Origin of the sequence: Haloplanus sp. GCM10025708, assembly GCF_042663985.1 — an archaeon.
In the GTDB taxonomy this organism is placed as follows: domain Archaea; phylum Halobacteriota; class Halobacteria; order Halobacteriales; family Haloferacaceae; genus Salinirarus; species Salinirarus marinus.
Map to the genome: position 1 here is coordinate 2216014 of NZ_JBHSZA010000011.1, position 17379 is coordinate 2233392.

Here is a 17379-nt window from a genome sequence, read left to right on the forward strand (position 1 = left end):
GAAATACCGGGGATCAGTCCGCGTCGACGACCGGCAGTTCGAGGACGAACGCGGCTCCGCCGAGATCGCTGTCTTCGACCCGGATGTCGCCGCCGTAGACGTCGACGACCTCGCGGACGAGATAGAGCCCCAGTCCGTGGTCCTCGTCGTCGAGCGACGTGACGCCCCGCTCGAAGATGCGTTCTTTCCGGTCGTCGTCGATGCCGGGGCCGTTGTCGGCGATGCGAAGCCGGACCACGCCGTCGCGTCGCGTCCCCGAGAGACAGATTTCCGGATCGGCGGCGTCGTTGTGCTGGACGGCGTTGGTCAACAGGTTGTCGAGGACCTCGTCGAGCAACTGGTCGCCGCGGACGGCCACGTCCGGAATCGTGCCGTCGACGCGGATGTCCACCATTTGGTAGATGTCGCGCGCCGCGCTCACCTGCTCGGCGACGACCGGTCCGAGGTCGACGGCGTCCAGGTCGCGGTCCTCGTCGCCGACGAGGACCTGTCCGAGCGCGCGGATCGTCTGGACGCGGTCGATCATCTCCGAGACCCGGCGTTCGATGGTCTGGAAGTGGTCCTCGTCGTCGTCGGTGCGATCGAGGAGTTCCAGCCTCGCCTGCACCAGATTGAGGCCGTTCAACAGGTGGTGGCGGAGCAGCCGGTGGAGAAACTCCATGCTCTCGCGTTCCTGCATGAGCCGGCTCTCCTTCCGGAGTTTCTGGAGCGTCTCCTCGAGGTGGGCGGCCACGAGTTCGACCGTCGACACCGACGGCTCCTCGAACGACTCCGTCGTCAGTTTCGCGGCCTGGACGACCCCGAGGTCGCCGATGGGGGCCGTGACGACGCGATCCCACGTCCGGTCGGCGTCCCCCTCGACGTCGCGCGACACCTCGGGGACGCCCCGCGCCGCCACCTGTTCGAGGTGGGCGGGCCGGACGGGGGCGGTCCAGCCGTGCTGCCTGACGAGTTCGCCGTCGATGGACAGCGAGATGGCGTCGTAGTCGTAAGTGTCGAGCACGGATTCGACGAGCAGGTCGTACGCCTCGGCCGTGTCCGTAGCGTTCGTCATGCGCGTCGTCGTCGTGAGCAGTTCGGTCAACCGCGTTCGCTCCCGCCGGGCTGCAGCGAGCTGGCCGCGTTTCGTGACGTCGGTGAGGACGGCGAACACGTCGTCGGCGGTCGTTCCCGGCGTCGGGACGAACCGGACGAGATATCGCCGGCCGTCGTCGCCGACTTCGACGACCGTCGTGCGATCGCTCGGGGCGTCCGGCGGCGAGGCGAGCGTGGCCAGCGTCTCGGACAGCGCCGTCGGGAGGGAGTCGAGCGCCGAGAGCGAGGCGTCCGCGGCGGTCGACGGATCGCAGTCGAACGCGTTGGCGAAGACGTCGTTGACCTCGCGTACGACCGGTTCGCCGTCCCGTATTTCGAGGCGAACCGCCGCGTCCGTCGTGTTGTTGAACAGCGCGGAGAACCGGTCGCGCTCGCGCTGGAGCTCCCGTCGTCGCTCGCGTCGCGGCGTGACGTCGGCGTAGTGGTCGATCCGCCCGCCCTCGTACAGCCCCGTCTCGATCGGCCGACTCCAGTGCTCCAGCCACCGGGGGTCGTCGTCCGATCCCGATCGGAGTTGACACTGGAACCGCTCGGTGTCGCCGTCGCGAACGCGCGCCTGGAACCGTTCGGGATGGGCGAACTGCCGGCTGACGTCGTCGAGTAGGGTCCGTTCGTCCGTCCCGAGCGCGTCCTCGCGGTCGACGTCGAAGAGGCCGACGGCCCGATCGTTTATCCAGACGACGTCGCCGTCAGCGTCGACGATCACCAGCCCGACGTCCGAGGCGTCGAGGACGTCCTCGGTTATCGACCGGTATCGCGCCTCGCGCCGTTCGAGTTCCCGCCGGCGCGCGGCCCGTTCCGTCACGTCCGTCAGGACGACGAAGGAGACGGACGCCGCCTCCCGTTCCGTCGCCGGGACGACCCTGACGTCGAACGCGCGTTCGCCCCGGGGCGTCGGGCGGACGACGCGCGTCTCGAACGACTCGCCGCGGCGGGCCCGTTCGAGCAGTCGCTCCCGCCGTTCGGCGTCGACGCCCGAGAGGTCGACGACGTCGGCGGCCCGCGCGTTCCGGAGGTCCCCGTCGTCGACGCCGAACGTCGCCGCGAACTGCTCGTTCGCGCGGCGGATGATCGGCTCCTCGGGGCCGAATTCGAGAAGCGCCACCGCGTCGGTCGTCGACTCGAACAACGGCTCGCAGGTGACGTCGTCCAGCCCGACGAGCGAGACGACCAGGAGACTGGCGATCGTCGTCACACACCCGGCTACCTGGAGCGACGAGAGAACGGCCGGCCGGAGGACGAAAAACGACGGAATCGGCTCACCGATCACGGGGAGAGCCATCGGCCACGCGATTCCGGCGACGGATCGCGTCTCGGGTACCGGTCCCCGTACCGTTCCGACCCCCACGTCGAACCCGCATCGAGAACCCACAGACAGTCCATACGCCACCCTCGGCTCGGGAGCACGGATAAACCCAGGCCTAACTATCTTCAGCGGGCGAGGGCGACGCCGACCGCGGCGGCGCGCTCAGTCCCCGTGGACGACGGTCACCGGGACCGTCAAGCGCCGCAACACCCGTTCGGCGACGCTTCCGAGGAGGACCCGCGAGACGCCCGTTCGACCGTGGCTCCCCATGACGACGTGGTCGGCGTCGTGGTCGTCGATGGCGTCGACGACGACGTCGGCGGGGTCGCCGACGGCAGTTTCCGCCTCGACGTCGACGCCGTAGTCGTCGGCGACGGCCTGGGCTTCCTCGCAGACGTTCTCGGCGCGTTCGCGCGCCGTGTCGAGGACGGACTGCCACGTCGCCGGCGGCAGCGTCGTCTCCGACGCCTGCCGGGCGAGTTCGGCCAGTTCGATGGCGTGGCAGACGACGACGTCGCCCTCGCCGTGGTGTTCGAGGGCGTACTCGAAGGCGCGCAGGCTCGGATCGGAGCCGTCGACGGGGACGAGAACGGTGTCGGCCATGGCCACCTCTCGGTGAGAGCGGCTGTTGGGTCCCGCGCCTAATCGGTCAGCTGAGTTCGATGCGCCGTGTGCGTCCGTCGCCCGCTTTCGGCAGGTCGACCGTGAGAACGCCGTCGTCGAGCGTCGCGGTCGCCGCCTCCCGATCGACGTCTTTCGGGAGGTAGAGCGTCTGCTCGACGGACGACCGGGGGCGTTCACGTCGCAGGAACGTCCCGGCCGGTTCGGCGTCGCCCTCGCGGGTCGCCACGACGCGGAGGGTGTGGTCGGTCAGTTCGATGTCGACGTCCGACTCGTCGAACCCCGGCAGGTCGACGTGGACGAGAAACCGGTCGGGCGCTTCGACGACGTCGGCGGCTCCGAGGTGGTAGTCGGTCGTGTCGTCCCCGTCGTAAGTGCACTCGTCGTGTCCCCGTTCAAGACGGCGGCCGAGTCGTCCCAGGCGGCGCTCGATCCGATCGAGTCGGCTGGTCATACGCCGAGCGTACCGGCCGACGGCGGCTAAATCGAGGGCCTAATCCCGTCTCTCACCGCCGATTAGGGGTGACATCCATCCCGTCGGCCGGGATACGACGATCCGATGACGGAGGACCCGTACGAGCCCGAACCCCCGTTCGAGTACGAGTGTTTCGAGTGCAGTCACCGGATCACCGTCGAGGATCGCGCCGACGTCGAGGACGAACTGGTGACGTGTCCGGAGTGTGGCGGCGAACTCCGCAACGTGACGACGTCCTCGCGGGAGTGAGCTACGTCTGCTCGACGGGGACGGTTAACACCGGCACGTCCGCCTTCCGGAGGACGCGTTCGGTCGTGCTGCCGGCGAGGAACCGGTAGACGCCGCTGCGCGCGTGTGTCCCCATCGCGATGACGTCGGCGTCGACGTGGTCGGCGTACCCCAGGATGCGCTCGTTGGGGACGCCCACCCGGAAGTCGCTCTCGTAGTCGACGCCGGCCTCGCGCAGCCGGCGTCCGAGGACTGCCGTCGGATGCTCCTCGGTCGGGTCGGGAGCATCCTCGAACTCGTATTCGAGCGCTCGAATCGTCCCCTCGACCGGGGCGAACCGGGTGTCGACGACGTAGAGACCGTGGACCGTGGCGTCGTGACTGCGGGCGAACGCAGTGACGTCCTCGACGACCGCTGTCGCGGCGGCGCTCCCGTCGGTCGGCACGACGACGTCGTCGTACATATCCGACCCGACGACCCCGCTCGGCCTAAATCGGCCACCTACGTCCTGCGGGGACTACTCGACGTCGACGCGGACCGTCAACACCGGCACGTCCGAGGTTCTGACGACGCGTTCGGTCACGCTCCCGAGGACGCGCTCCGGGAGTCCGTGCCGGCCGTGTGTCGGCAGGACGACGAGGTCGACACCGCGCCGTTGCGCGTACTCGACGACGGTCGTCGCCACCGACTCGTGTTCGAGGACGACGTCCGTCTCGACGTCGACGCCGCGGTCGCGGGCCGCCTCGGCGACGTCGTCGACGACGGCCTGGCCCTCCTCGGTCAGTTGCGCGACGACGACCTCCCGGAGCGACGCCTGCGGAACGCGCGGTTCGACGACGTAGAGGGCATACAGCGTGGCGTCGTGGGCCGCGGCGACGTCGAGGACGTAGTCGGTAGCCGCCTCGGCCCAGAGGCTCCCGTCCGTGGGAAAGAGGACGTTGTCGAACACGTCCGGATCGTCGGGAGCGAGCGATAAATCGGTGCGACCTACGGACGTGGGCGACCGAGTTCGTGTCATCGGAGCAAACTATTCGGGGCCGCGCACCGAACGGGACCTATGGTCGACAGCCGCGAGTACGAGTTCGAGGGGCGAACGCCGAACGTCCACGAGGCGGCCTGCGTCAGCCGTGACGCGACGCTGGTCGGGAACGTGACCGTGGGCCCGGACGCGAGCGTGTGGCCGGGCGTCGTCCTCCGGGGAGACGTCGCGCCCGTCCGGATCGGCAGGGAGTCGCACGTCGGCGACAACGCCGTCCTGCACGCGGCGTCCGTCGGCGACCGGGTGATGGTCGGTCACGGGGCCGTCCTGAACGAGGCGCGGGTCGGCGAGGGGACGCTCGTCGGATTCAACGCGACGCTCAACGCGGACGTGACCGTCGGCACCCGGTGCATCGTCGCCTCGGGGACCGTCGTCCCCGACGGCTACGACGTCCCGGACGAATCGTTCGCCAGGGGCGTCCCCGCGGAGGTCACGCCGCTGTCGGAGACGACGATCGACCCCGACGAGATATTCGAGGCGTACCACTCCGGCGGCTACACCGACCTCGCCGCCCGTCACGACGACCTGTTCGACTAGCGGCCGGGGTCGACCGCCGGACGTGGAGAGGTCACCGCTCGTCGGGTTCGACGGGTCTGCCCTCCTCGGTGGGGGCGCGACGTAGTCGACGAGCGTCTCCACGTCCGGGTCGCGGACGGTGACGTGGACTTCGATGTCGCCGAGTTCGTCCGGGTTGCCGACGGAGAAGTTGACGACGCCCTCGAAGGCGGCCTGCTTTTTCAGCGCGAACGAGAACCCGTCGTCGTCGGCGCGGCGGCGGAACTCCCGGCGGGCGGTGTCGAGGATCTCCTGCTCGTGGAGGCGCTCGGAGAACCCGTCCAGCGAGTGCGTCTCCGCGACGATCCGACCGGGTTCCTCCGTGAGGTCGGCGGTCGGGAAGAGGTTGCGGACGGCGTCGGCGACGCGGGCCGTCACCTCCGTGTCCTCGACGGGCGCGACCACGCGCACGTCGACGCTGTATATCATCGCTCTCCCTCCCGTGCGGTCAGGTCGTCGTGGAGGAGCGACCGGATGCGCTCCCGGAACTCGGACAGCGACCCGGCGTTCTCGACGTGGACGTCCGCGCGGTCGATGACCGCGTCCATGCCGAACTCGCGTTCGCGCTCCTCGCGGCGTTCGAGGGCGGTCACGTCGGCGTCGGTGGCGTCGCGCCCCCGCTCGGCGAGGCGCTCGGCTCGCACCTCGAACGGCGCGTCGATGCTCACGAGAACGAAGTCGTCGCCGAAGGCCTCCTCGAAGCACTCGACCTCGGCGGGCGAGCGCAGGCCGTCGACGAGGACGGTGTCGTGGTCCGACAGCGCCGACTCGATGTGCGGGAGGGATTTCTCGGCCACGGCGGCGGGACCCCCTCCTCGCGGAGTTCCCGCGCCACCTCGCCGTGGTGTTCCGACGGATCGAGCCCCCGCTCTCGACACGCTTCGCGGATGACGTCGCCCATCGTCACGACGGGGACGCCCTCCTCCCGTGCGACGGCCGCGGCCTCGCCTTTCCCGCTTCCGGGCAGGCCGACGGTCCCGATTACGTTCATTACTCCTCCTTACCGCCGAAGCGGCCTTAGGCTTGCCGTTCGCATCACCCTTTTGACCGCGCCGCGCGTGGCTCGGCCGTGTCCCGCTCGCTGCTCGCCCGCGCACTCTGGTTCGTCGTCGTCGGCTGGTGGGCGACGTCGCTGGTCGTCCACGTCGCGTGGCTGTGTATGGCCACCATCGTCGGCCTCCCTATCGGCGTCAAACTCGTCAACCACGTTCCGACGGTCCTCTCGCTGAAAGAGCCGCGGTCGCTGACCGCGCCCGACACGGTCCGCGGTCAGCGGTCGCTGCTCGTCCGCGCCGTCTACGTCGTCCTCGTCGGCTGGTGGCTGGGGTGGCTCTGGGCCACCGTCGCCGCCTTCTTCGCGGTGACCGTCGTCGGCCTTCCGATAGCGTTCTGGATGTTCAACCGCCTGCCCTACGTCACCTCGCTCTACCGATTCCACGGGAAGGGGAAGTCACACGGTTTTTGAATCCTGCCGGCGTGGATCCGGTCGGGGCACGTAGCTCAGTCCGGATAGAGCGTCGGACTTCTAATCCGACGGTCGTGGGTTCGAATCCCATCGTGCCCGTTCGCTCGTCGCTGCGCTCCTCGCTCACGGCCACGATGTAGTTCGCGAACGCGGAGCGTTCGCTCACTCCCATCGTGCCCGTTATCTGCGAACGAAGTGAGCAGTAACGGCACCGGGATTCGAAGTAGACGGCGGCGAGCGAAGCGAGCCGACGGCGTAGTTCGAATCCCATCGTGCCCGTCCACCTTTTTCGCCTCGGGTGCGCGAGCGCACCGCTCGGCGAAAAAATCTGGACCAAAAGCCGCTCGCTCCCTCCGGTCGCTCGCGGTACAACGCCGGAGTGATTTCCGCAACAGCACTCCGCCACCGCCACGGCACCGCCTCCGCCACGGCACCGCCTCCGCCGCCACTCCCGGCGAATTTCGTTACTCTCGAAGTCCCCGGACGCGGGAGACGACGCCCGCAACCCGGCCGTCCTCGGCGAGTGCGTCGAGGAGTTCGTCGGCGTCGCCGGCCAGCGCGTAGGCGGGACGACCCTTGCCGACGCCCGACGCTCCGTCGACGCGTTCCTGCGTGAGAAAGCCGTCCGCTTCCAGTCGGTTCAGCGCGCGAATGACCTCGCCCTCGGAGACGTCGCCGAGGACGTCGCCGTCGACGGCGTCGAGGTAGCCGTCACAGACGGCGTTCACGTCCGCGGAATTCACCGGCGTCCCGTCCCGTGACGCCGCAACGACGCCGAGGAGCGCGAGTCGTTCCGCCAGCGTCGCCGAATCGAGGTTGGACTGGTCGATCATAGCCGACAATAGGTGACGGGACGCTAATCAGTGTCGGAAAGTGACACATTTTCCGGCTACGTTACGCGTTCGCGTACCGGAGCGTCGGCTACACGGATAGTCGAAGAAAAACGGAGCGTAGGGCCGACGATTAGCGAGCGGTGCAGGGGTCGAACGGTGGGGGTGTGGTGGCGTCGGGGGCCGAGTTTACATCATGCCGCCCATGCCGCCGCCCATACCGCCCATGCCGCCACCCATGCCGCCGCCCATACCGCCGCCGGGGCCGCCGGGCATCTCCTCGCCTTCGTCCTCGTCGGTGCCGCCGCCTTTCAGGTCGCCGGCAGCGATGACGTCGTCGATGCGGAGGATCATGACGGCCGCTTCCGTGGCGCTCTCGATGGCCTGCGTCTTCACGCGGAGGGCTCGACGACGCCCTCCTCCTCCATGTCGATGATGTCGCCGGTGTAGGCGTCGAGGCCGGCACCGAAGTCGCCGGCGTCGTGGCGCGAGCGCAGGTCGACCAGCGAGTCGATGGGGTCGAGACCGGCGTTCTCGGCGAGCGTGCGCGGGATGACGTCGAGCGCCTCAGCGAACGCTTCGACGGCGAGCTGCTCGCGGCCGCCGACGGAGTCGGCGAAATCGCGCAGCGCGAGCGAGAGTTCCGTCTCGGGCGCACCGCCGCCGGGCAGGACCGTCCCGTCCTGCAGCGTGGTGCGGACGACGCCGAGCGAGTCCTCGACGGCCCGCTCGACTTCGTCGACGACGTGTTCCGTGCCGCCGCGGAGGATGAGCGTGACGGATTTTGCCTGCTCGACGTCCTCGACGAAGATGCGCTCGTCGCCGCCGATGTCCTTCTGGGCGACGGAGCCGGCGAAGCCGAGGTCGTCCTCGGTGATGTCGTCGACGCTGCCGACGACGCGGCCACCCGACGCGCGGGCGAGCTGTGCGAGGTCGCTGTCTTTCGCTCGACGGACGGCGAGGATGCCTCTTTGGCGAGGTAGTGCTGGGCCATGTCGTCGATGCCCTTGCCCACGAAGACGACGTCCGCGCCGACGTCGACGAGCCGGTCGACCATCCCCTGCAGCTGTTTCTCCTCCTGATCGAGGAACTGCTGGAGCTGGTCCGGATCGGTGACGTTGACCTCGGCGTCGATCTCCGTGTCCTTGACCTCCATCGCGCCGTCGACGAGCGCGATGTCGGCGTCCTCGACGGCGTAGGGCATGCCGTCGCTGACGCGCTCCTTGTCGACGATGACGCCTTCGACGAGTTCGGAGTTGTCGATGGCACCGCCGACGACTTTCTCGACGGAGACGTTGTCGGTGTCGATGCCGTCCTCGTCACGCACGGCCAGGACGGCGTCGACGACGAGGTCGGCCAGTTGTTCTTTGGCGCTCTCCGCGCCCTTGCCGGTCATCGCCGTCGAGGCGATCTTCACGAGCGTCTCGCGGTCGTCCTCGGAGACGTCGATGGCGTTCTCCTCCAGGACTTCCTTCGCTTTTTCGGCGGCCTGGCGGTAGCCCTGCGCGATGGTGGTCGCGTGAACGTCCGAGTCGAGAAGTTCTTCGGCCTGATCGAGGAGTTCGCCCGCGACGACGACGGCGGAGGTGGTGCCGTCGCCGACTTCGTCCTCCTGGGTCTCCGAGACCTCGACGATCATGTTGGCCGCGGGGTGGTCGATGTCCATCTCCTTCAGGATGGTGACCCCGTCGTTCGTGACGACCACGCCGCCCGAGGAGTCGACCAGCATCTTGTCCATTCCCTTCGGGCCGAGCGTGGTGCGTACGGCCTCAGCCACGGCCTTTCCGGCCGTGATGTTCATCGATTGTGCGTCTTTCCCTTGTGTGCGCTGGGAGTCCTCGCCGAGAATGATCATCGGCTGTCCTTGCTGCATTCGCTGAGACATAATCACTCTCGGATTGATTGTGATTCTATAAAAATGCTTCGGATCGGGGCGTTCCCCCACCGGCCCGGCGTCGCGGGATTACGCCGTCGAAACGGGCGAGTCGCGGGACGGGGAAGGTGAACGGGCGGTCCGGCGGAACTCAGCGCGAGGGAGTGACGTCGAACCCCTGCGTGAGTTCGTTGTGTTTCCGTTCGAGAAAGGAGTAGACGGCCCCGTGGGGCGCGCCGTCCAGAAGCATCTCGACTGCGCGACGGACTGCCTGGACCTCCTCGGGCTGGCCGATGATGCCGAGCGTCGTCCCGTAGATGACGACCTCCGCGCCCGTGAGTTCCTCCATCAGTTCGCGCGTGCGGCCGTTCTCGCCGATGAGCCGGCCCTTGTGTCGTTGCAGATCGTTCCTGTTCCGGGCGACCTCCTCGATGTCGATGAGATCGAACATCCGCATCTCGTCGTCGAGAAGCGAGAGCGCGGAGTCGGGGGTGAACCCGCGGCCGATGGCGCGGACGATGTCGGTGGCGACGATGCCGGTGACGGGGTCGCCCACCTGCTCGACGGCGACGCTCCCGCTCTCGGAGTCGATGTCGAGTCGGACCTCGGCCTCCCGTTCGATTTCTCGCATGGTCTCGCCGCCCTCGCCGATGAGGACGCCGATGCGGTCCTGCGGTACCTTCACGTGCTGCATACGTTGGCTACCTGCCGGAGCGGTTTAAGCGTTCCTTCGGCGTCTGGAACCCCTCGTCGGCCGATTCAGCTATCTTCGACGCGGTAGGCGTTCGCCGTCTCTCCGCCGACCAGGAGGACGCCGTCCGCCGCGGCGACGTCGCTGTCGGCGTCGCCCTGGGTTGACTCGTGGACTTTCGTCCCGTCGTCGCGTGCGAAGCCGGTGAGAACGCCCCCTCGTCGATCGCCCACGCGTAGCCGTCGGAGAGCGCGACGCCGTACACCGGGTCGGCGGTGCGCTTCTGCCAGCGTTGCTCGCCCGATTCGGCGTCGAAAGCCGTGACGAACGACGTCTTCGTCCCGAAGACGACCAGACCGTCGTCGACGGCGGGAGGGATTCGCCCCCTGCCGCCGCCGCTGGACGCCGACCACTTCTCCGACCCGTCGTCGAGGCTGTAAGCGAGGGCCTCACCGTCCCACGCGGCGTACAGTGTCCCGCCGTGGGCGTAGCCGGTCCACATCTCCGTCCACATCGAATCGTACGTCGCCGTCACCGACCCCGTCGACGGGTCGAGAACGCGAGCGCCCTGGGAGCCGAAGACGACGAACACCGCACCGCCGTGGGCGACGACGTTCGAGACGAAGCCGGCCGGGACGTCGGGCGTCCCGGTCCGCCACAGCTCCTCGCCCGTCGCCGCGTCCACGCCGTACACGAGGGGATCCTGGTCGCTCTGGGACCCGTAGTCGGAGGCGGCGACGACGGCCGTCCCGTCGACGAGCGCCGCTCCCTCCGCCGCGTGGTGAGCGCCGTCGGCGGGCGCGTCGAGCGTCCACAGTCTCTCGCCGGACGCCCGGTCGAACGCACAGAAGTACGCCCCCGCGTCGCCGTTGCTGTCCGGACTGAAGCCGAACACCGCCCGTTCGTCGTCGAGCGCGAAGGTTTCGACGGATGACCCGTCTACCTCACCCGACGTCGCGTCGGCGTCCCACCGGAGACCGTCGGCGACCGAGGCCGCCCCGGCCTCCGCGTAGGTACTGAAGAAGAACGTCGACGCGTCCGTCCAGACGTGTTCGGCACCCTCGTCGGCCGTCCACGCCTCCGTGAGCGTCACGCCGCGTTCGTCGGTGCCCGTGCCGTCGCTCGCGGTGCCAGCCGACGAAGTACCGGCCGATGCATCTCCCGCGTTCGACGCCGTGTCGCTCCCCGACGGCTGTGCCGACCCACCCGTCTCACCCGGTGTCCCTGTGCCCGATACATCGGCCTGCTGGAGGCGGAGACAACCGCCCGTCCCCAGTAGCCCCAGCGTCGCCAGTAGCGCCCGTCGCTGCATACCGGAATCTCTGTCCGGCCCCACTTAGCCGTTCGCTCTGTCAGTCCTCGCCGGTCACGAAGTCGTAGAGGTCGTCCGCCGAGAAATCCAGTCCTTTCCGCGAGAAGAATTTCGCGACGTTTCGGCAGTCGCGACGCAGGAATTCGTCGGCGTTCGGGTGGTGGACCGTCACCGCCTGCCCCAGGTCGATGACGTACAGTTCGCCCTCGTGGACGATGAGGTTGTACTCCGAGAGGTCGCCGTGGACGAGGCCCGCAGAGTAGAGACGCCGCATGTATTCGCGCACGACTTCGAACGCCGTTTCGGGGTTCTCTACGGTAACCTCGGCGAGGCGGCGCGCCCGGTCCTCGACCAGTCCGACGAGTTCCATCACCAGCACGTTTCGCTCGACTGCGATGGGTTCGGGGACGTGAACGCCCGCCTTCTTGGCCCGCTGGAGGTTGGCGAACTCCTTTTTCGTCCACGCGAGGACCACCTGTTTCTTGTCGGAGCCGATTCCCTCGAAGCGCGGGTCGCCTTCGAGATACTCGCGCATCTGCCGGAAGTTCGAGGCGTTGATGCGGTAGATCTTCACCGCGACGTCTTCGTCCTCGCCGCCGAGGGCCTCGTAGACGTTGGCCTCCTTGCCGGTGGAGATGGGGCCGCCGAACGCATCGATGTAGCCGTCCTGGACGAGTTTGTAGATGGCGGCGAACGTGGCGTCGTCGAAGACGGCCTGTTCGACCTTGAACTGGTCGGCGTCTTTCAGCCGTTTGCGAAACTCCGAGAACTCGCGGTCCCGTCGGCGGGCGATGCGGTCCGCCTCGGTGTCGGCGACGTCGATCTCCTCCCACTCGTCGCCGACGCCCTCGACGGCGTCCGGTTCGACGAGTTCAAACTCCTCGGTCATGGCGCGTCACCGGCCGGAGCCACGAGCGTCACCGTCACTCGATGTGGCCCTCCCGTCGCAGTTGGTCGGCGTCCGCCTTCTCGTATCGCCACGTGATGTCGGCCTTCTCGTCCTGCCAGTCCCACGGTTCGACGAGCACCACGTCGTCCTCGCGAATCCAGATGCGCTTTTGCATCCGCCCCGGGATGCGTGCCGTCCGCTCCGTGCCGTCCGCACAGCGTACTTTCACGCGGTTCGCTCCGAGCATATTGGTGACGATGGCGAACACCTCGTCCTCGTCGGGCATACGGAGGTCCTTGCGCCCGTCACGCTCGTTTTCGCTCATACGTGCCAGTTGGATGCCGCGATGTTTAAAGCCGCCGGCGTACGCCGGAATCGACGCGCGACGCCGTCAGCGGCCCTCGAATTCGCGCAGTTTCTCGCGCCCGGGCGCGACGAGGCCGTCGAGGTAGGAGGCGAGGGCCCCCTTCGCGTCCGCCGGGTGTAGGTCGCCCGATTCGAGGTCCGCCGCCAGCGACTCGTAGCCGTCGTAGGTGAGGTCGCCGCCGTATTCCTCGGGGCGCTCGACGACCACCGTCTCGAACCGCGGGAAGACGTGGTACTCGAAAATCTGGAGGACGGGGTTCTCGCGTTCCCGCCCCTGATCGTCCGGTTCGGGGTCGCGCGTCGGCGGGCAGTAGGCCGCGTTCACCTTCTCCTCGATGTCGGCGCGGGAGTCCTCCATCGAGATGGTGACGCCCTCGCTGGAGGACATCTTCCCCACGCCCGTCGCCAGGTCGGCGATGAGCGGCGTGTGCAAGCACGTCGGGGGGCCTCGTCGATGGCCGGCAGGACGTCGCGAGCGAGCATGTGGACCTTCCGCTGTTCCATTCCGCCGACGGCCAGATCGACGCCGAGATAGACGATGTCCAGCGCCTGCATCAGCGGGTAGACCGCCTGTGAGACTTTCACCGACTCCCCGCTCTGGATCTCGGCCATGGCGCGTTCGGCGCGCGAGAGCGTCGTGTTCAGCTCCAGCGCGTGCAGATCGAGGACGTACTCGCGGTCGAACTGAAACGTCGACCCGAGGACGAACTCCGTCTGTTCCTCGTCCAGGCCGTACGCGAGGAACTGGGCTTTCATCCGCTCGGCCGTCTCCCGGATCTCCTCGAACGTCCCCTTGTCGTTGAGATAGGCGTGGACGTCCGCGAGCAACACCGTCACGTCGAGGCCCGCCTCCTGCAAGTCGATGAGTTTCGTCGCCGTGAGCATGTGGCCGATGTGGAGGACACCCGACGGTTCGTAACCGACGTACGCCCGCTTCTCGTCGGGCTGTTCGGCCAGCGTACGTACCTCCTCCTCGGTGACCACCTCGGAGGCGTTGCGAGTGATCCGCTCGTAGGCGTCCATACACGAGAGGTACAGGGGGTTCGGGATATGACTTCTGGATGGGCGTTCAGGTCCCGGAAAGGATGTCCGAGAGCGACGCTCCGATGGCCATGGGGACGAACGCGACGGTGACCTGTGCGAACGCAACCCACGGCGTACTCCAGTCGGTGCGACCCCAGAGCGTCATCATGACGAGTGCCGTCCCGAACGAGATGCCGAGGACGCCGACCAGACGCCGGGGGAGAAAGCCGAAAAACGGCTCGTGAATGCGAACGTCCTGAATGTCCGAGACGTAGAGGATGCCGACGACCATCGCTACGGTGGCGGCGAGGGTCGCCTCGATGGCGAGGAGGTGGTCGGCGAGGAAGAGGCCGACTTCCTGCGTGCCGCCTTCGACGAGCATCGGAATGCCGAAGACGACGCTCCCGAGCAACGCCTCCGCCACGTCGCCCCGGTCGAAGCCGACGATGACGCGGCCGAAGACGCCTCTCTGTGTCAACTCCTCGACGGCCTCCCGGACGCGTTCGCGTTCCTCCGGCGTGTCGGCTATCGCTTCGAGTTCCTGTCGGATCTCCGTGACGTCCGATTCCTCGTCGCTCGCGGCCATAGGGGGTCTGCGTGCGGCGCGCGCAAAACCTACCCGCCGCGGCCGTCAGCGCGGTGTTCGCTGATGATCTGGTCGACCATCTCCGTCTTCCGCTCGCGTTCGCGCTCCGTCGCGCGCCGCTTCCAGTCCTCGATGGCCGCCTCGACGTCGCTTTCTCTGGCCACCGCGAGTTCGTCGACCTCCTGCATCGTCACGTCGTCGGCCGGCGCGACCGGAATCCCGCGGTCGAACAGCACCTCGTCGGCGACGTCGGAGAGGTTGCCGTCGCGGAGGACGACCCGCGGTGCCTTCGCGGACAGCAGTTCGGCCGTACTTTGGCCCGCTCCGCTCGCGTCGCGCAGGTAGATCACGTCGTCTTCGACCAGACCGTACTGCTCGTCGGCGCGCTCGATGGCGTCCGTCGTGAACTGCTCGACGACTTTCACCGGGACGAGATCACGCCCTCGGAGACGTCGGCGAAGTTCGAGTGATCGAGCTTCCACAGCGCCTTCAGCCGTTCGAGTTTCGCCTCCAGTTCGTCGACCCGTTCGCGGGCCTCGTCGCGTTCGCGTTCGAGCCGACCGTTCTCGCGTTCGAGGCGCGACACCTCCCGTCGTTCCCGGGCCTCGCGGCGTTCCTCGCGCCGGGCCTCGGAGAGTTCCGCCTCGTACTCCTCGATGCGCTCGTCTTTCTCGCGGACGGTCTCTTTGAGGTCCGCGGCGTGAGACTCGAGGCGCTCGACCCGCGTCTCCAGCTCCCGAATGCGCTTTTCTTCGTCCGTGAGTTCCCGCGGGTCGTGGTCCGGCGACTCCTCCTCCTCGCTCTCGTCGGTGTCCAGGTCGCGGAGGACCGCCTCGACGGACTCCTCGCCGGCGACGACGCGGGCGATCACTTCGTCGCGGTCGAACGTCGGCGGCACCTTCTCCGAGATGCGGTCGAGCTGATCCTCGTGGGCGTCGAAGGCCAAGAGGGCGGCCGCCAGCGCGTCGCGTTCGTGGTCGTTGTCGTAGGCCGCGTCGCGCGTCCGGTGGAGCTTCTCGTCGACCGGGAGGTCCGAGGCGGGCGTCCAGCCGGCGGCGTCGAAACTCCGGCGGAACTTCTCGACCGTCTCGGGGATCGGTTCCACGTCGGCGGCGACGACGATCGGTCGGCCGCGGTCGACGAGCCACTCGATGACGCCGGCGGTGTCGGCGGTGCGCGTCGAGTGGACGTCCAACACCTCGCCGTCGACGGCGACGACGGCCGCGGCGGTGGTCGTCCCGGGATCGATGCCGACGAACACCGGATCGCGGCGCTTCACGAGCGGTTCGAATTCGATGCCGTCCCGGCGTTCGCGTTCGATCTCGATGCGGGTGTCGCCAGAGCGGTGTTGCGAGACGGGGATGTCGGTGGGAGGCGCGTCGACCGTGAAGGTGGCGTTGGCGTAGCCGCCGTACTTCTCGGTCACCTCGCGGTCGTAGTCGAGGCCGGCGTCGTCGAGTTTCGACGCCACGTCGCGGGCCACGCTCTTGACGTTGCCGTGGATGCGGCGGGTGTAGCGGTCCTGACTCCACCCGCCCTTGCCGGTCGAGCGGCCGCGGGACACCTTCACCGTCGTCGTGTCGGCGAAGGCGGACACCTCGTGGCCGACGTTGGCGGCGGCGAGGCGCGCGGCGGCCTCCGCCTCCTCCATCGGCTCTTTGCCGTAGGGGACGCCGTGTCTGGAGGCGACCCGCGAGAGCGACTCCGGTCGCTCCGCGCCGGTCACTTGGACGAGTTTCGTCTCGTCGGGCAGCCAGCGGAGGAACCCGACGAGGGCGTCCTTGTCGGCCGCGAGTTCGTAGACGTTGTCGGTGGCGACGATCGCCGGGGTCTCGCGCTCGATCAGGCGGCGCAGTTTCCGAAAGGAGACCACGTCGCGGTCGAACTGTTCGCCGTCGAAGGCGACGACGGCGTAGGAGGGCGCGTCGCCGCGAACGTCGCCGCTCTGAATGTCGACGCCGAACACGAGCGAATCGAGCGCGCTCGTCCGGGGTTCACGCCCGGGCGTAGGCGTCTCGGAAATAAATACCCCACGCCGGGCGAGGCGTCCGACGAGCGGCGCTATTCGGGGTACGGGACGTCGACTTTCTGGCCGTCGCTGGCGACGAAACAGTCGCCGTCGAAGGCGTCGCGCGCCTCGCGTTCGAGGTGGGAGACGTCGCCGGCGTACCGCGAGGAGATGTGCGTCAGCGCCAGTCGTTTCGCGTCGGCGCGCGCGGCCACCTCCCCGGCCTCGCGGGCCGTCGAGTGGCCGGTCTGTTTCGCCCGCGACGCCTCGTCGCTGGCGAAGGTGCAGTCGTGGACGAGGAGGTCGGCGTCGGCAGCCACCTCGGCGGTCGTCGACAGCGGTCGCGTGTCGCCGGTGTAGACGAACGTCCGGCCCGGCCGGGGTTCGCCGACCACCTGATCGGGGTGGATCGTCCGCCCGTCTTCGAGTTCGACCGGTTCGCCCTCGTGGAGTTTGCCGAACTTCGGGCCGACCGGGACGCCGAGTTCCTCGGCTTTCCCGCGATCGAATCGACCGGGGCGGTCCGCCTCGACCAGCGCGTACCCCGTCGACCGGGTCCGGTGTTCGGTGCGGAACGTGCGTATCTCGAACTCGTCGGCGTCGAGTGCCACCTCGCCGGGGGCACCTCGTGGATACGGACCGGATAGCCGGGGCGGTAGCCGGCCGCGTTGACGAGGGCCTCGACGTCCGCGCGCGACCCGGGTGGGACGTGGATCGACAGCGGAGCCGTCCGGTCGTTGAAGTCCCAGCTCTGGATCAGACCGGGGATCCCGAGGACGTGGTCGCCGTGGAGATGCGTGACGAAGATGTGAGAGACGTCGAAGCCCGTCCCGAAGCGCATCATCTGCCGCTGTGTCCCCTCGCCGCAGTCGAACAGATACCGCTCCCCGTCGCGGTGGACGAGGACGGCGCTCGGCGCACGCTGGGTCGTCGGGACGGCCCCACTGGTGCCGAGGAAAGTCACGCGCATAGACATACGGGAGGCTGTGTCGCGGGAGCGATAAACCCGTGTCGGTG

General features: G+C 68.3%; 14 protein-coding genes, 1 tRNA gene and 6 pseudogenes. 4 read left to right on the plus strand and 17 right to left on the minus strand.

Annotated features, from left to right (window positions below):
- Positions 1-13: 13 nt before the first annotated feature.
- The 3 genes from ACFQJD_RS15590 to ACFQJD_RS15600 form a co-directional block, all read right to left on the minus strand.
- Positions 14-2377, minus strand: a complete 2364-nt coding sequence (locus ACFQJD_RS15590; protein ID WP_379799475.1) for an ATP-binding protein — start codon at positions 2375-2377, stop codon at positions 14-16.
- 186 nt (positions 2378-2563) lie between these two features.
- Positions 2564-3004 carry a universal stress protein gene (locus tag ACFQJD_RS15595; RefSeq protein WP_379799477.1) on the minus strand — a complete coding sequence of 147 codons (441 nt, stop codon included), beginning with the start codon at positions 3002-3004 and terminating at the stop codon, positions 2564-2566.
- 46 nt (positions 3005-3050) lie between these two features.
- Positions 3051-3476, minus strand: coding sequence for an Hsp20/alpha crystallin family protein (locus tag ACFQJD_RS15600; protein ID WP_379799479.1), 426 nt, complete (start codon positions 3474-3476; stop codon positions 3051-3053).
- A gap of 105 nt (positions 3477-3581) precedes the next feature.
- Here ACFQJD_RS15600 and ACFQJD_RS15605 point away from each other — a divergent pair, with 105 nt between their 5' ends.
- Positions 3582-3746 carry a rubrerythrin-like domain-containing protein gene (locus ACFQJD_RS15605; protein ID WP_379799481.1) on the plus strand — a complete coding sequence of 55 codons (165 nt, stop codon included), beginning with the start codon at positions 3582-3584 and terminating at the stop codon, positions 3744-3746.
- 1 nt (position 3747) lies between these two features.
- On the opposite strand, the gene ACFQJD_RS15610 is transcribed toward ACFQJD_RS15605, so the two are convergent.
- Positions 3748-4188 carry a universal stress protein gene (locus tag ACFQJD_RS15610; RefSeq protein ID WP_379799483.1) on the minus strand — a complete coding sequence of 147 codons (441 nt, stop codon included), beginning with the start codon at positions 4186-4188 and terminating at the stop codon, positions 3748-3750.
- Between the two features lie 54 nt (positions 4189-4242).
- Complete coding sequence (locus tag ACFQJD_RS15615; RefSeq protein WP_379799485.1) at positions 4243-4674, minus strand: universal stress protein; 432 nt, start codon at positions 4672-4674, stop codon at positions 4243-4245.
- A 108-nt stretch (positions 4675-4782) separates the two neighbouring features.
- Between ACFQJD_RS15615 and ACFQJD_RS15620 the strand changes: the two genes are divergently transcribed.
- Complete coding sequence (locus tag ACFQJD_RS15620) at positions 4783-5301, plus strand: gamma carbonic anhydrase family protein (RefSeq protein ID WP_379799488.1); 519 nt, start codon at positions 4783-4785, stop codon at positions 5299-5301.
- Positions 5302-5332: 31 nt separating this feature from the next.
- Here the strand turns inward: ACFQJD_RS15620 and ACFQJD_RS15625 are convergent.
- Together ACFQJD_RS15625 and ACFQJD_RS15630 are read right to left on the minus strand one after the other, a co-directional pair.
- Positions 5333-5748: pseudogene (locus ACFQJD_RS15625) on the minus strand (RNA-binding domain-containing protein).
- Positions 5745-6310: pseudogene (locus ACFQJD_RS15630) on the minus strand (AAA family ATPase). The pseudogenes ACFQJD_RS15625 and ACFQJD_RS15630 overlap by 4 nt, the downstream one beginning before the upstream one ends.
- 78 nt (positions 6311-6388) lie before the next feature.
- On the opposite strand from ACFQJD_RS15630, the gene ACFQJD_RS15635 reads away from it, so the two are divergent.
- A complete protein-coding gene (locus ACFQJD_RS15635) occupies positions 6389-6784 on the plus strand; it encodes a YccF domain-containing protein (RefSeq protein ID WP_379799490.1) in 396 nt (131 codons plus the stop codon).
- 24 nt (positions 6785-6808) lie between these two features.
- Positions 6809-6883 (plus strand) — tRNA-Arg (locus ACFQJD_RS15640).
- Between the two features lie 365 nt (positions 6884-7248).
- On the opposite strand, the gene ACFQJD_RS15645 is transcribed toward ACFQJD_RS15640, so the two are convergent.
- The 10 genes and pseudogenes from ACFQJD_RS15645 to rnz all read right to left on the minus strand — a co-directional run bounded on the left by ACFQJD_RS15645 (position 7249) and on the right by rnz (position 17338).
- Positions 7249-7617, minus strand: coding sequence for a hypothetical protein (locus ACFQJD_RS15645; RefSeq protein WP_379799493.1), 369 nt, complete (start codon positions 7615-7617; stop codon positions 7249-7251).
- Positions 7618-7803: 186 nt separating this feature from the next.
- Positions 7804-9469: pseudogene (gene thsA / locus ACFQJD_RS15650) on the minus strand (thermosome subunit alpha).
- A gap of 169 nt (positions 9470-9638) precedes the next feature.
- A complete protein-coding gene (locus tag ACFQJD_RS15655; RefSeq protein WP_379799495.1) occupies positions 9639-10181 on the minus strand; it encodes a KH domain-containing protein in 543 nt (180 codons plus the stop codon).
- Positions 10182-10188: 7 nt separating this feature from the next.
- On the minus strand, positions 10189-11490 hold the full coding sequence (locus ACFQJD_RS15660; RefSeq protein ID WP_379799499.1) for a PQQ-binding-like beta-propeller repeat protein: 1302 nt from the start codon (positions 11488-11490) through the stop codon (positions 10189-10191).
- A gap of 40 nt (positions 11491-11530) precedes the next feature.
- Complete coding sequence (rio1, locus tag ACFQJD_RS15665) at positions 11531-12379, minus strand: serine/threonine-protein kinase Rio1 (protein WP_379799501.1); 849 nt, start codon at positions 12377-12379, stop codon at positions 11531-11533.
- Between the two features lie 34 nt (positions 12380-12413).
- On the minus strand, positions 12414-12704 hold the full coding sequence (gene eif1A / locus ACFQJD_RS15670) for a translation initiation factor eIF-1A (RefSeq protein ID WP_379799503.1): 291 nt from the start codon (positions 12702-12704) through the stop codon (positions 12414-12416).
- Positions 12705-12770: 66 nt separating this feature from the next.
- A pseudogene (locus ACFQJD_RS15675) lies at positions 12771-13768 on the minus strand (tyrosine--tRNA ligase).
- A gap of 46 nt (positions 13769-13814) precedes the next feature.
- A complete protein-coding gene (locus ACFQJD_RS15680; protein WP_379799505.1) occupies positions 13815-14354 on the minus strand; it encodes a DUF2391 domain-containing protein in 540 nt (179 codons plus the stop codon).
- Positions 14355-14383: 29 nt separating this feature from the next.
- Positions 14384-16377, minus strand: a pseudogene (locus ACFQJD_RS15685) (DUF460 domain-containing protein).
- Positions 16378-16415: 38 nt separating this feature from the next.
- Positions 16416-17338 (minus strand): annotated as a pseudogene (rnz, locus tag ACFQJD_RS15690) (ribonuclease Z).
- Between the last annotated feature and the right edge of the window lie 41 nt (positions 17339-17379).

Excerpts from the sequence above, each read along its gene's own strand:
- ACFQJD_RS15590 (WP_379799475.1), bottom strand. The coding sequence starts at position 2,377 with ATGGCTCTCCCCGTGATCGGTGAGCCGATTCCGTCGTTTTTCGTCCTC.
- ACFQJD_RS15595 (WP_379799477.1), bottom strand. The coding sequence starts at position 3,004 with ATGGCCGACACCGTTCTCGTCCCCGTCGACGGCTCCGATCCGAGCCTG.
- ACFQJD_RS15600 (WP_379799479.1), bottom strand. The coding sequence starts at position 3,476 with ATGACCAGCCGACTCGATCGGATCGAGCGCCGCCTGGGACGACTCGGC.
- ACFQJD_RS15605 (WP_379799481.1), top strand. The coding sequence starts at position 3,582 with ATGACGGAGGACCCGTACGAGCCCGAACCCCCGTTCGAGTACGAGTGT.
- ACFQJD_RS15610 (WP_379799483.1), bottom strand. The coding sequence starts at position 4,188 with ATGTACGACGACGTCGTCGTGCCGACCGACGGGAGCGCCGCCGCGACA.
- ACFQJD_RS15620 (WP_379799488.1), top strand. The coding sequence starts at position 4,783 with ATGGTCGACAGCCGCGAGTACGAGTTCGAGGGGCGAACGCCGAACGTC.
- ACFQJD_RS15645 (WP_379799493.1), bottom strand. The coding sequence starts at position 7,617 with ATGATCGACCAGTCCAACCTCGATTCGGCGACGCTGGCGGAACGACTC.
- ACFQJD_RS15655 (WP_379799495.1), bottom strand. The coding sequence starts at position 10,181 with ATGCAGCACGTGAAGGTACCGCAGGACCGCATCGGCGTCCTCATCGGC.
- ACFQJD_RS15660 (WP_379799499.1), bottom strand. The coding sequence starts at position 11,490 with ATGCAGCGACGGGCGCTACTGGCGACGCTGGGGCTACTGGGGACGGGC.
- rio1 (WP_379799501.1), bottom strand. The coding sequence starts at position 12,379 with ATGACCGAGGAGTTTGAACTCGTCGAACCGGACGCCGTCGAGGGCGTC.
- eif1A (WP_379799503.1), bottom strand. The coding sequence starts at position 12,704 with ATGAGCGAAAACGAGCGTGACGGGCGCAAGGACCTCCGTATGCCCGAC.
- ACFQJD_RS15680 (WP_379799505.1), bottom strand. The coding sequence starts at position 14,354 with ATGGCCGCGAGCGACGAGGAATCGGACGTCACGGAGATCCGACAGGAA.